This is a genomic window from Enterococcus sp. 4G2_DIV0659 (genome assembly GCF_002140715.2).
In the GTDB taxonomy this organism is placed as follows: domain Bacteria; phylum Bacillota; class Bacilli; order Lactobacillales; family Enterococcaceae; genus Enterococcus_L; species Enterococcus_L mansonii.
The window spans coordinates 2,241,512-2,255,000 of the sequence record NZ_NGLE02000001.1; the positions used below are offsets into that span (position 1 = coordinate 2,241,512).

The following is a 13,489-nucleotide window of genomic DNA, read 5'->3' on the forward strand; positions in this document are numbered from 1 at the left end:
AGGAGGTTAACAATGGCTCATAAAGAGATGCGGACGATGATGCAAGGGGCCGTTGTTTTAACTATTGCATCATTTGTCGCTAAAGTATTGAGTGCTGTTTATCGTGTACCATTTCAAAATTTAGTTGGTGATGAAGGATTTTATGTTTATCAGCAAGTGTACCCAATTTATGGTATTGCGATGACATTGGCACTATCAGGCTTACCACAATTCATCTCAAAAATTGTGGCGGAACAATCAGAAATCAGCGGACAAAAAAAAGTGTTGCAGCAACTATTCCCGTTTGTTTTTTGTATCGCAAGTTTATTTTGGGCATTTTTCTTTTTCGGTAGCCAAGAAATTGCCTTTATGATGGGGGATCGACTTTTAGCGCCGTTGATTCAGGTAGTGTCATTTACGTTTTTACTAGTGCCTGTATTATCGTTTTATCGCGGCAATTTTCAAGGACATTTATTGATGATTCCAAGCGCTGTTTCTCAAGTGATCGAACAAATCGTTCGAGTCGGTGTGATTTTAATTGCAGCCTATTCTTTTAGTCGATTTGGTTGGTCTGTTTATCAGACTGGAACAATCGCTATGGGAGGAGCTTTATTCGGCGGAGTGATTGCTTCTGGGATTCTGTGGTATTATGATCAGAAAATTCGTGTAGGAAGTTCTGCTTATCTCACCCAATGGCATGTAACCAAAGATTCTGGATCCTTATTCGGACGCTTAGTAGTCGAAGGAGGAATTGTCTCTTTATATAGCGCGTTTTTGATTCTTTTTCAATTCGTGGATTCTTTTCTTATTAAAAACTCTTTAGTTGCTTCTGGAATCAGTGATTCAGCCGCTAAAGTAGATAAAGGTGTCTATGACCGAGGTCAGCCATTGGTTCAATTAGGTTTAGTTGTGGCTTTGGCATTAAGTTCAAGTTTTTTACCAGCGTTGACGAAATACTTCATTAGTAAAGAACGTGGACGATTCTTACAAGCGGCAAAAATCTTTTTGCGTTTGACGACAACGATAGCATCTGCAGCATCATTAGGGTTAGTTTTGTTGCTTCCGTATATGAACTTTGCATTATTTAAAGATTATAAAGGAAATGGTGTTTTAGGGATATATGTCTGTTCCATTGCTTTTATGGCAGTTATTCAAGCCTATCAAAGTATTTTGCAAAGCCGTAATCAGTTTGTTACATCTATGTTGGCTGCAGGAGGAGGTTTATTAATCAAACTCGTTTTAACTAGTCCGTTAACTTATGGATTAGGAACAATTGGCGCCAGTCTATCAACCATTGCAGGGTTAGTCACAACCTTGTTTCTCTTAGTGATCTTTTCAAAAAAGGAAATCAATTGTTTTATAAAAGAGCAGCATTTCTTTCGTAAATTGATTATCAGTTTAGGATTGATGGGAATTGTGTTACTCTGTTATCAAGGGATCATTGGTGTATTGTTCGGAGTAGTTAGTCATCGTGGCCAAGCGTTAGTTATCACGTTGGTCGGCGTCTTGCTAGGTGGAACAACATTTATAGTTACTATTATCAAAATAAAATTATTTACCATTCGAGAGTGGCTAACATTACCGTTTGGAGCGAAAATATTAAGGATAAAGAGGTAAAGTGTATGCGTTTAGACAAGTTTTTAAAAGTTTCACGTATTATCAAAAGAAGACCTGTAGCGAAAGAAGTAGCAGATAAAGGTCGGATTCAAATCAATGGTATTTTAGCGAAATCGTCAAGTAACGTAAAAATTGGTGATCAAATTAGAATACAATTTGGGAATAAAATCTTAGAAATCGAAGTCCTTGAACTGCGGGATTCGACGAAAAAAGAAGATGCAGAAAAGATGTATCAAATTATTTCAGAAAAAAGAGTCGAAAATAGTGATAATTTAGATTAGACAAGCTTCTTAGATGTTGGTATAATAAAGCAGACAAACCAAAAAACGAGTGGAGCGTAGAACATGGGAAAAAAGAAAAAAGACATGGAGAAAGTTGCTGCATTAGATAACGAGTATACTAAAGAGCAGTATGCCGAATTTCAGAAACAGCAAAAACAGTTAATTTTCAGACGCCGACGTTTGGCCGTTGTTTTTCTCGTTGCGTTTGTAATTTTTGTGGTTTCTGGCATTCAATTAATGAAAGATTACCAACAACTGAATGCATTTAAGAAGCAACACACAGAAGCTTTAGCAGAATCTGCCGAAGCGGATAAGAAGTTAACGCGTTTAGAACAAGATGTTGCACTTTTAAGAGATGATGACTATGTAGCTAAATTAGCCCGCAGTCGTTTCTATGTCTCTAAAGAAGGAGAACAGATTTACAACATTCCAGAGTTAGGCGGAACGACTAGCTCCAGTAATGAACATAAACAATCGTCACAAGACAATCAATCACAGTCATCTGAACAAACATCAGGCGAATGACTGCAGATATAATAGGGTAAATAATAGGAGGAACATTTTTTTTATGTCAATTGAAGTAGGAGCGAAGTTGCCAGGGAAAGTGTCAGGAATCACTAATTTTGGTGCCTTCATCGACTTAGGTGAAGGAAAAACAGGGTTGGTTCACATTAGTGAAGTATCAAATGGATTTGTCAAAGATATCCATGATGTATTGACTGTAGGGGATGAAGTAACCGTTAAAGTTACCTCAGTAGGTGATGATGGTAAAGTTGGTTTATCTATTCGTAAAGCACAAGAACAACCAGTAGAACCGAAACGTGAATATCAACGTCGTGATAACAACGAATATCAAGGCAACCGAGATCGTGGACAACGTCCAGCACCTAAAAAACAATTTACAAGAGCGCAACCTACGAATTCAAAACAAGATTTTGATTCGTTAATGAGTTCATTTTTAAAAGATAGTGATGATCGCCTATCTTCTTTGAAACGCAATACAGAAGGTAAACGTGGCGGACGTGGCGGACGTCGTAACTAACCAATAGATAAACAAAGCTGAGCGAAAGCTCGGCTTTTCTGTTTGGAACGTTTTCCTTCTATATTAATAAAATCAAAAAACGAAGAGGTGAGCAGATGTTTCAAGAATTTTACAGTCATTGTAAAAGAAATGAATACTGGCAACCAAATCAAAAAATACTCTTAGCTATTTCTGGTGGGGTAGATTCGATGGTCTTGTTGAAGCTGATGGAAATAGCTGCGCAAAAAGATCAGCTAACAATAGCTGTTGCTCATGTCAATCATCAATTGCGTGTAGAATCAGAATCAGAAGCTGCGTATTTGAAACGCTATTGTCACGAACAGGGAATCTCTTACTATAGTAAAAAATGGCAAGCTTTAAACAAAGAGAAAAATACAGAAGCTCGCGCACGTCAGTTTCGTTATGAATTTTTTGCTGAAATTATGGAGATAGAAAAATACCCAAAACTTTTAACTGCTCACCATAATGATGATCAAGCTGAAACTATTTTAATGAAGCTAACACGAGGAAGTGCTTTGACTAATCTAGTAGGAATCAGAGCCAAACAATCATTTGCCAAGGGAGAATTGATTCGCCCTTTATTAATTTTTTCCAAAGAATATCTAGAACAGTTCGCTAAAAAATCAAGTATTGTGTATTTTGAAGATAGCACAAACCAAAGTGATGATTATCTACGTAATCGCATGCGGCATCAAGTGATTCCTGTATTGAAAAAGGAAAATCAACAGTTTTTATACCATATCACTAACTTTAGTGAGCAAATTGCTCTAGCCGATGAACTGATTCAATCAGTTATGGAACCTAAATACAAACAATGGGTTGAAAAAAAATCAGACCACTGGACAATTCAAATATCTGAACTGACACAAGAGAAGAAAAGTATTCAATACTACTTTTTAATGTATTTGTTTCAACAAACACTTGTGCCAGAAGGAGTCATAATTAATCAAAAACATATTCAGCAATTTTTGACATTGATTGAGCAATCGGCCCCTCAATTGGCTATGGATATTGAACAAGATTGGCAGATTATCAAAGAGTATGACACCGTTTGTTTGAAGAAAAAATCATCTAAACAAGAGGGAAAAGAGCGTTTCTTGGATATAAACGCCCCTGTTTTTCTTTCAGAAAATGAATGGTTGGCTATAGAAATAGTAGGGAAAGAGATTGAACAACCAGAAGCAGTCAAAAATTGGCAAGACTTTTCTTTACTTATCAATAGTCAAACATTGTTGCCTCTAGTCATCCGTCACCGAAAAGATGGGGATCGAATTGCATTAACACCGATGTTAACAAAGCGATTAAACCGGATCTTCATTGATCGAAAAACCCCTAATTTTATTCGAGAACAAGCTTGGGTTATTCTTTCAGCAGACCAGAACATCATTTGGGTTCCTAAATTTGTAAATTCCTATTTGAGTATTCCTAAAGAAACTGATAAAATACTCTACAGGCTCCTTTATAAAATAAAAGAGTGAAAAGCAACCTAACAGCCTGAAAATAAAGTAATAGTCGCCTGTAAAGGTTATCCTTAATGAAGTCAATCAGAAATAAGGGATAAAAACCCATAAGGAAAAGGAGAGCATTATGTTAGAGAAAGATATTAAAGAGATTTTGATCACAAAAGAACAAATTTTGGAAAAATCTACTGAACTAGGAAAACAACTAACAGAAGATTATAAGGATAAAAATCCGTTAGTCATAGGTATTTTAAAAGGAGCTATTCCTTTTATGGCAGATATTACACGTTCTATTGATACGTATTTAGAAATGGATTTCATGGATGTATCTAGTTATGGCAATGCGACAGTTTCTTCTGGAGAAGTAAAAATCGTTAAAGATTTAGACACAAATGTTGAAGGCCGAGATGTCTTGATTGTCGAAGATATCATTGACAGTGGTCGCACATTAGCTTACCTAGTTGATCTTTTTAAATACAGAAAAGCAGCATCAGTGAAAATCGTCACATTACTGGATAAACCAGAAGGACGTGTGGTAGATATTGTTGCTGATTATGTAGGATTTAATGTGCCAAATGAATTTGTTGTAGGCTATGGGTTAGATTATGCTGAACGCTACCGTAACCTGCCTTACGTAGGCGTCTTGAAACCTGAAATCTACGAATCAAATTAATATCTCTCTTGGATTTAGTTATGTTACAATGTAATGGTCAGAATTGATAAAAAATAAAACGTAAAATAAACTTACGAGCAGTAATCAAAGGAGGACAGGCATGAATAAAAAAAATAGCGGCATGAAAAATGGCCTTTATTATGTATTGCTTATCTTGGCGATGGTCATGGTTGTTTATTTCATTTTTGGAAATAACAATCCTCAATCACCGGATATCGAATACTCAACCTTCAATACTCAATTAGAGGAAGGTAAAGTGAAAGAACTGACAATCCAACCAACAAATGGTGTTTTCAAAATTACAGGTCAGTATAAAGAAAAACAAGAAATCAAAAACACTGGCGGTCTTTCTTTATGGGGATCAACAGAAGTTTCTACAAAAGCATTCACAACAGTTGTCTTGCCTAGTGACATCACATTATCAGGCATTCAAGAGATGGCCCAAAAAAATAATGTGAAGTTAACAGTCAAAGAACAATCCACAAGCGGTGCTTGGCTTTCTATTCTATTTAGTTTCTTGCCAATTGTACTGTTCATCTTCTTATTCTATATGATGATGGGACAACAAGGCGGCGGTGGCGGTGGCGGCGGCCGTGTCATGAACTTTGGTAAATCAAAAGCCAAAGAAGCAGACAAAAAAGCTAACCGCGTTCGTTTCTCTGATGTAGCAGGAGCCGAAGAAGAAAAACAAGAATTAGTCGAAGTGGTTGAGTTCTTAAAAGATCCTCGTCGTTTCGTTGAATTAGGCGCAAGAATTCCAGCGGGTGTTCTATTAGAAGGACCTCCAGGAACTGGTAAAACATTACTTGCAAAAGCCGTTGCTGGTGAAGCAGGCGTACCGTTTTACTCTATCTCTGGTTCAGACTTCGTTGAAATGTTTGTCGGTGTTGGTGCAAGCCGTGTCCGTGATTTATTTGAAACAGCGAAGAAAAATGCACCAGCAATCATCTTCATCGATGAAATCGATGCAGTTGGTCGTCAACGTGGTGCTGGTATGGGCGGCGGACATGATGAACGTGAACAAACCCTTAACCAATTACTTGTTGAAATGGATGGATTTGATGGCAACGAAGGCGTGATCGTCGTAGCTGCAACAAACCGTTCAGACGTATTAGACCCTGCATTGTTACGTCCAGGTCGTTTTGACCGCCAAATCTTGGTTGGTCGTCCTGATGTGAAAGGCCGTGAAGCGATTCTTAAAGTTCACGCCCGTAACAAACCATTAGCTGACGATGTTGATTTAAAAGTCGTTGCACAACAAACACCAGGTTTTGCTGGTGCTGATTTAGAAAACGTTTTGAACGAAGCCGCATTAGTTGCTGCTCGTCGTAATAAGAAGAAAATCGACGCTTCCGATGTAGATGAAGCTGAAGACCGCGTCATTGCTGGACCTGCGAAAAAAGATCGTGTTATCAATAAAAAAGAACGCGAAATGGTCGCTTACCACGAAGCTGGACATACAATTGTTGGGTTAGTCTTAAGCCGTGCTCGTATCGTTCACAAAGTAACCATCATCCCTCGTGGACGCGCTGGCGGTTATATGATTGCCTTGCCAAAAGAAGACCAATTCTTAATGACTAAAGAAGATATGTTTGAACAAATCGTTGGACTACTGGGGGGACGTACAGCAGAAGAAATTATTTTCAATGTACAATCAACAGGTGCTTCAAATGACTTTGAGCAAGCAACAGGCATTGCCCGTAGCATGGTAACTGAATATGGAATGAGTGACAAATTAGGTCCAGTTCAATATGAAGGAAATCATCAAGTCTTTGTTGGACGCGATTATGGTCAAACAAAAGCGTACTCAGAACAAGTAGCCTTTGAAATCGATCAAGAAGTACGTCGTATCTTGATGGAAGCTCATGATAAAGCACGTGAAATCATTGAAACGCACCGTGCTCAACACAAACTAATTGCTGAAAAACTATTAGAGTATGAAACATTAGATGCTCGTAGTATCAAATCATTGTTTGAAGAAGGCGTTATGCCTCAAGACGTTATTGACAGCCAATTCCCAAGTGAAAAAGCACAAACGTTTGAAGAAGCAAAACGTGCATTAGAAGAAAAAGATGCACAAAAACAAGCCGAAGAAAAACAAGATTTTGAAGAAACTAAAAAAGAATTACATGACGAAACAGAAGAAGTAAAAGCGGACAGTGAAAAGACAGAAGAGACTGTTCAATCAGAAAACAAATCTGATGATGAACGTAAAAATGATTCTGAATATGACCGTAATAACTTTGACGATCGTTACAAATAAAACACTTAGAGCATCCCTTTCATGGGGTGCTCTTTTCTTCAAGGTGAAATTATTTAGTTGAAAAAATAGCTAAATCCTAGTATTATCTGATAATGAGTCGAAAAAAGTACCAAGTGAGAAGAGGAAAATAAAAATGGAAGATTATTTAGTTAAAGCATTATGTTATGAAGGATCGATTCGCGCTTATGCAGTTTGCGCAACAAATACAATTTCAGAAGCACAAAAACGTCATGATACATGGAGTTCATCAACTGCAGCATTAGGCAGAACAATGGTTGGTGCTCTATTATTAGGTGCTACTTTAAAAGGCGAAGATAAGCTAACTGTAAAAGTTCAAGGTAACGGACCAGCAGGAGGAATCGTGGTTGATAGCGATGGTAGTGGGAATACTAAAGGATACATAAAAAATCCTCATGTTAGTCTAACGTTGAATGAAAGTGGTAAAATCGATGTTCGTGGAGCTGTGGGAAATGAAGGGATTTTCACTGTAATCAAAGATTTAGGATTGAAAGAAACATTCTCAGGGCAAACACCAATCGTTTCTGGTGAAATCGGTGAAGATTTCACTTACTTTATGGCGGTTTCAGAACAAATTCCATCTGCAATTGGCTTGAGTGTGTTAGTCGATACGGATGAAAGTGTGAAAGCTGCTGGAGGATTTATGATTCAAGTTATGCCAGGAGCAGATGAAAAAACAATTGATTTTATTGAACAACGATTACAAGAAGTGCCAATGATTTCCCGCTTAATTGATGAAGGTGAATCACCAGAAGGCATTTTAGAACGTCTTTTAGGAAAAGATGAAATCGAAATTTTAGAAAAAATGCCGGTTCAATTCCAATGTAACTGTTCAAAAGAAAAATTTGGTACAGCAATTATTGCGGTCGGTTTAGATGAGATCAATGCGATGATTGAAGAAGACCATGGCGCTGAAGCTGTCTGTCAGTTCTGTGGGAACAAATATCAATATAGTGAAGAGGATTTAATTGAACTACGTGATGAAGCAATCAAAAATACCCGTGAAAAATAGGAGAGAATCCTTATGTGGAAAATAGGAAAAATCGAAATTCCCAATCGTGTCGTTGTAGCGCCTATGGCAGGAATCAGCAATGCTGCGTTTCGTGTAACGGTCAAAGAGTTTGGTGCAGGTTTAGTCGTTTGTGAAATGATCAGTGACAAAGGCATCAAACAAAGAAATAAAAAAACCTTAGATATGCTGCACATTGATGATCGAGAGTATCCGTTGAGTGTACAAATTTTTGGTGGAGACAAAGAAACCTTAGTTGAAGCAGCAAAATTTGTGGAAGAAAATACCAAAGCCGCAATTATCGATATCAATATGGGCTGTCCTGTAAATAAAGTCATTAAAGCAGAAGCTGGTGCAAAATGGCTTTTAGACCCAAATAAAGTTTATGAAATGGTTGAAGCTGTTTCATCTGCTGTAGATTTACCAGTAACAGTCAAAATGAGAACGGGTTGGGACGATGAGCATTTATTTGCAGTCGAAAATGCATTGGCAGCCGAAAAAGCAGGAGCTTCCGCTATTGCTATGCATGGCCGTACGAGAGTTCAAATGTATGAAGGTCAAGCAAACTGGGATGTTTTAAAAGAAGTCAAAAAGCATTTAACGATTCCTTTTATGGGAAATGGTGATGTAAAAACACCAGAAGATGCTAAAAGAATGCTCGAATACGTGGGAGCAGACGGTGTGATGATCGGTCGAGCTGCTTTAGGAAATCCTTGGATGATCCAACGGACGATAAATTACCTCGAAACTGGAGAACTTATGCCAGAACCGACACCACGTGAAAAAATCGAAATAGCCAAAGTCCATCTCCAGCGATTAGTCGATTTAAAAGGAGAACAAATTGCTACTAGAGAATTTCGCCAACATGCTTCTTATTACTTAAAAGGAATCCCAAGAGCTGCTAAAGTCAAAGTAGCAATCAATCAGGCCGAGACACAACAGGCAATGGTTGATTTGCTAGATATGTTTGAAGAAAAGGCAGAAAAGCACGCAGAAAAAGAAGCAATCGAAATAAACTAAGAAAAAAAGCAGGCTGAAACAAAAATTCGGCTTGCTTTTTTTCGTTTTACTGTGGCATTATAGGGGTATGTGATTTCAGAATGGAGGAAATAAAGTGGCAGATGAACAACAAGCGCACTTAGAAGATCTAAATGATCAAATGCTTGTGCGTCGTGAAAAAATGGAAAACTTACGTGAGGAAGGGATTGATCCTTTCGGCAAGCGTTTTGACCGTACACATAATTCAAAAGAATTACATGAACAATTTGACCAACATTCAAAAGAAGAATTGAACGAAATGGATCAATCAGCAAGTGTTGCTGGTCGTATGATGACCAAACGCGGTAAAGGAAAAGCTGGGTTTGCTCATTTACAAGACCGTGAAGGACAAATTCAAATCTATGTACGTAAAGATCAAGTAGGCGATGAAGCTTATGAGATATTCAAACATGCTGATTTGGGTGATTTCTTTGGCGTAACGGGGCAAATCATGAAAACTGATACAGGTGAAGTGACCATTAAAGCAAAAACAATCGTTTTACTTACCAAAGCATTACGTCCGTTACCTGATAAATATCATGGGTTAACAAATATCGAACAACGCTACCGTCAACGTTACTTGGACCTAATCAGTAATAAAGATAGTTTTGATCGTTTTATGAAACGTAGCCAAATCATTAGCGAAATCCGTCGCTATCTCGATAGCAATGGTTATGTAGAAGTCGAAACACCCGTTTTACACAATGATGCTGGAGGAGCTGCTGCCCGTCCATTTATTACCCATCATAATGCATTAGATATGGATTTATATTTGAGAATTGCGCTGGAATTACATTTAAAACGTCTAATCGTTGGCGGCATGGAAAAAGTGTACGAAATTGGTCGTGTATTCCGTAATGAAGGAATCGATACAACGCATAATCCAGAATTTACGATGTTAGAAGCTTATACTGCCTACACTGATTACAAAGACGTAATGGACTTAACAGAAGGAATCATTCGTAACGCAGCAGAAAAAGTACTAGGTACAACAAGTATTACGTATGATGGAAAAGAAGTAAATTTAGGCTCTGAATTCAGACGTGTACACATGGCAGATGCAATCAAAGAGCAAACAGGTGTTGATTTCTGGCAAGAAATGACAGTAGAAGAAGCACGAGCATTAGCTAAAAAACATAACGTGGAGATTAACGACAATATGGCTGTTGGTCATATTTTAAACGAGTTCTTTGAAACATTTGTGGAAGAAACCTTACAACAACCAACATTTGTTTATGGACATCCAGTTGAAGTCTCTCCTTTGGCAAAGAAAAATCCAGAAGATGGTCGTTTTACAGATCGCTTTGAACTATTTATAGTAGGAAAAGAATTTGCCAATGCCTTTACTGAGTTAAATGACCCAATTGATCAACGTGAACGTTTCGAAGATCAAGAAAAAGAACGTGAACAAGGAAATGATGAAGCCCATGGAGTAGATGAAGACTTTATCGAAGCTTTAGAATATGGATTGCCGCCAACTGGTGGATTAGGAATTGGTATTGATCGTTTGGTAATGCTTTTAACAGATGCACAATCGATTCGTGATGTGCTATTATTCCCAACGATGAGATAAACTTTAAAAGAGTAGATTATTTGCTGATAATCTACTCTTTTTATTTACTATGAAATCTGGGTTGAAATAGTAGATATCGATATTTATATGATGAAAAAACGAACAATAAAGAACAAAAGCAATAAAATAATCGGGAACGAAAAAAAGTTTAAAAAAAGTGCAAATTTTAGTTGACCTAAGCCGATAATCTTGGTATATTATATCTTGTCGCAAGGCACTGATGAAATACGCCAAACGACGAAAATAGAATAACATTTCAACTTTCGAAAAAAGTTGAAAAATCAGGAAGAAAGTTGTTGACAAATAACAAACAACCTGGTAAACTAATGAAGTTGTCGCTGGAATAAACGATAACGGCAAGCAGAAAAAACTTTGAAACTTTTAAAAAAAAGTGTTGACATCGAATCTTAGATTTGATATGATATAAAAGTTGCTGCGAGGTAACATAGTAGACCTTTGAAAACTGAACAAAGTAAGACGAACCAAATGTGTAGGTTGTTTTTACAACGGTAAAAACAAACAACAATTTTTAACAAGCGAAGCAATATGCTAGCAAACAAATGAGCTTAACGATCGCAAGATCGTGTTCAACTTTTATTATGAGAGTTTGATCCTGGCTCAGGACGAACGCTGGCGGCGTGCCTAATACATGCAAGTCGAACGCTTCTTTTCTACCGAGTGCTTGCACTCATTTGAAAAGAGGAGTGGCGGACGGGTGAGTAACACGTGGGTAACCTACCCATCAGTGGGGGATAACACTTGGAAACAGGTGCTAATACCGCATAATAGTCGACACCGCATGGTGTTGATTTGAAAGACGCTTTCGGGTGTCACTGATGGATGGACCCGCGGTGCATTAGCTAGTTGGTGAGGTAACGGCTCACCAAGGCCATGATGCATAGCCGACCTGAGAGGGTGATCGGCCACACTGGGACTGAGACACGGCCCAGACTCCTACGGGAGGCAGCAGTAGGGAATCTTCGGCAATGGACGGAAGTCTGACCGAGCAACGCCGCGTGAGTGAAGAAGGTTTTCGGATCGTAAAACTCTGTTGTTAGAGAAGAACAAGTAGGAGAGTAACTGCTCTTACCTTGACGGTATCTAACCAGAAAGCCACGGCTAACTACGTGCCAGCAGCCGCGGTAATACGTAGGTGGCAAGCGTTGTCCGGATTTATTGGGCGTAAAGCGAGCGCAGGCGGTTTCTTAAGTCTGATGTGAAAGCCCCCGGCTCAACCGGGGAGGGTCATTGGAAACTGGGAGACTTGAGTGCAGAAGAGGAGAGTGGAATTCCATGTGTAGCGGTGAAATGCGTAGATATATGGAGGAACACCAGTGGCGAAGGCGACTCTCTGGTCTGTAACTGACGCTGAGGCTCGAAAGCGTGGGGAGCAAACAGGATTAGATACCCTGGTAGTCCACGCCGTAAACGATGAGTGCTAAGTGTTGGAGGGTTTCCGCCCTTCAGTGCTGCAGCTAACGCATTAAGCACTCCGCCTGGGGAGTACGACCGCAAGGTTGAAACTCAAAGGAATTGACGGGGGCCCGCACAAGCGGTGGAGCATGTGGTTTAATTCGAAGCAACGCGAAGAACCTTACCAGGTCTTGACATCCTTTGACCACTCTAGAGATAGAGCTTTCCCTTCGGGGACAAAGTGACAGGTGGTGCATGGTTGTCGTCAGCTCGTGTCGTGAGATGTTGGGTTAAGTCCCGCAACGAGCGCAACCCTTATTGTTAGTTGCCATCATTCAGTTGGGCACTCTAGCGAGACTGCCGGTGACAAACCGGAGGAAGGTGGGGATGACGTCAAATCATCATGCCCCTTATGACCTGGGCTACACACGTGCTACAATGGGAAGTACAACGAGTCGCTAGGCCGCGAGGTCATGCAAATCTCTTAAAGCTTCTCTCAGTTCGGATTGTAGGCTGCAACTCGCCTACATGAAGCCGGAATCGCTAGTAATCGCGGATCAGCACGCCGCGGTGAATACGTTCCCGGGCCTTGTACACACCGCCCGTCACACCACGAAAGTTTGTAACACCCGAAGTCGGTGAGGTAACCCTTGTGGAGCCAGCCGCCTAAGGTGGGATAGATGATTGGGGTGAAGTCGTAACAAGGTAGCCGTATCGGAAGGTGCGGCTGGATCACCTCCTTTCTAAGGAATATTACGGAAACTTACACATTCGTTAACACTTTGTTCAGTTTTGAGAGGTTTACTCTTATAACTTAAGAAAATAATCATTAGATTCTTTTCTTATTCTATAATTCTCTCAAACGAATTGTTCATTGAAAACTGGATATTGAAGTAAAAAAGTAATCAAAACAAACCGAGAACACCGCGTTGAATGAGTTTTTTAATTAAAATTGTTCGAAGCTTATTTTATTGGTCACGCCTCTATCGCTAGAGAAACGAGCCAAACAAAACCGATCGTAAGATCGTAAGGTTAAGTGAATAAGGGCGCACGGTGGATGCCTTGGCATTAGGAGCCGATGAAGGACGGGACTAACACCGATATGCTTTGGGGAGCTGTAAGT

General features: G+C 39.2%; 10 protein-coding genes and 2 rRNA genes (1 of these 12 only partly in view). All 12 read left to right on the plus strand.

What is annotated here, in order from left to right; all coding sequences use genetic code 11:
- Window positions 1–12 precede the first annotated feature (12 nt).
- The gene (locus A5880_RS10325) at window positions 13–1,596 is read left to right on the plus strand and encodes a putative polysaccharide biosynthesis protein (protein ID WP_086330859.1); all 1,584 of its coding nucleotides are present in this window, start codon (window positions 13–15) and stop codon (window positions 1,594–1,596) included.
- A 5-nt stretch (window positions 1,597–1,601) separates the two neighbouring features.
- Entirely contained in the window at window positions 1,602–1,877 is a 276-nt protein-coding gene (locus A5880_RS10330) for an RNA-binding S4 domain-containing protein (RefSeq protein ID WP_086330860.1), read from the plus strand.
- A gap of 63 nt (window positions 1,878–1,940) precedes the next feature.
- Window positions 1,941–2,402 (plus strand): FtsB family cell division protein, encoded by a 462-nt coding sequence (locus A5880_RS10335; protein WP_086330861.1) that lies wholly within the window; start codon window positions 1,941–1,943, stop codon window positions 2,400–2,402.
- Between the two features lie 43 nt (window positions 2,403–2,445).
- Window positions 2,446–2,919, plus strand: coding sequence for a S1 domain-containing RNA-binding protein (locus tag A5880_RS10340; RefSeq protein WP_086330862.1), 474 nt, complete (start codon window positions 2,446–2,448; stop codon window positions 2,917–2,919).
- Between the two features lie 95 nt (window positions 2,920–3,014).
- On the plus strand, window positions 3,015–4,397 hold the full coding sequence (gene tilS / locus A5880_RS10345; RefSeq protein WP_086330863.1) for a tRNA lysidine(34) synthetase TilS: 1,383 nt from the start codon (window positions 3,015–3,017) through the stop codon (window positions 4,395–4,397).
- A 109-nt stretch (window positions 4,398–4,506) separates the two neighbouring features.
- On the plus strand, window positions 4,507–5,052 hold the full coding sequence (gene hpt, locus A5880_RS10350) for a hypoxanthine phosphoribosyltransferase (protein WP_086330864.1): 546 nt from the start codon (window positions 4,507–4,509) through the stop codon (window positions 5,050–5,052).
- A gap of 100 nt (window positions 5,053–5,152) precedes the next feature.
- Complete coding sequence (gene ftsH / locus A5880_RS10355; protein ID WP_086330865.1) at window positions 5,153–7,315, plus strand: ATP-dependent zinc metalloprotease FtsH; 2,163 nt, start codon at window positions 5,153–5,155, stop codon at window positions 7,313–7,315.
- Window positions 7,316–7,448: 133 nt separating this feature from the next.
- Window positions 7,449–8,345: an Hsp33 family molecular chaperone HslO gene (hslO, locus tag A5880_RS10360; protein ID WP_086330866.1), complete on the plus strand. Its 897-nt coding sequence runs from the start codon at window positions 7,449–7,451 to the stop codon at window positions 8,343–8,345.
- Between the two features lie 12 nt (window positions 8,346–8,357).
- Window positions 8,358–9,362, plus strand: coding sequence for a tRNA dihydrouridine synthase DusB (dusB, locus tag A5880_RS10365; protein ID WP_086330867.1), 1,005 nt, complete (start codon window positions 8,358–8,360; stop codon window positions 9,360–9,362).
- A 94-nt stretch (window positions 9,363–9,456) separates the two neighbouring features.
- Window positions 9,457–10,953, plus strand: coding sequence for a lysine--tRNA ligase (gene lysS / locus A5880_RS10370; protein WP_086330868.1), 1,497 nt, complete (start codon window positions 9,457–9,459; stop codon window positions 10,951–10,953).
- Window positions 10,954–11,548: 595 nt separating this feature from the next.
- A 16S ribosomal RNA gene (locus A5880_RS10375) occupies window positions 11,549–13,109 on the plus strand.
- Between the two features lie 287 nt (window positions 13,110–13,396).
- Window positions 13,397–13,489: ribosomal RNA gene (locus tag A5880_RS10380) — 23S ribosomal RNA — on the plus strand; it runs 2,819 nt beyond the window's last position.
- Together the 16S and 23S rRNA genes form the textbook arrangement of a ribosomal RNA operon.

Coding starts and splice junctions, on each gene's coding strand:
- A5880_RS10325 (WP_086330859.1), top strand. CDS start 13: ATGGCTCATAAAGAGATGCGGACGATGATGCAAGGGGCCGTTGTTTTA.
- A5880_RS10330 (WP_086330860.1), top strand. CDS start 1,602: ATGCGTTTAGACAAGTTTTTAAAAGTTTCACGTATTATCAAAAGAAGA.
- A5880_RS10335 (WP_086330861.1), top strand. CDS start 1,941: ATGGGAAAAAAGAAAAAAGACATGGAGAAAGTTGCTGCATTAGATAAC.
- A5880_RS10340 (WP_086330862.1), top strand. CDS start 2,446: ATGTCAATTGAAGTAGGAGCGAAGTTGCCAGGGAAAGTGTCAGGAATC.
- tilS (WP_086330863.1), top strand. CDS start 3,015: ATGTTTCAAGAATTTTACAGTCATTGTAAAAGAAATGAATACTGGCAA.
- hpt (WP_086330864.1), top strand. CDS start 4,507: ATGTTAGAGAAAGATATTAAAGAGATTTTGATCACAAAAGAACAAATT.
- ftsH (WP_086330865.1), top strand. CDS start 5,153: ATGAATAAAAAAAATAGCGGCATGAAAAATGGCCTTTATTATGTATTG.
- hslO (WP_086330866.1), top strand. CDS start 7,449: ATGGAAGATTATTTAGTTAAAGCATTATGTTATGAAGGATCGATTCGC.
- dusB (WP_086330867.1), top strand. CDS start 8,358: ATGTGGAAAATAGGAAAAATCGAAATTCCCAATCGTGTCGTTGTAGCG.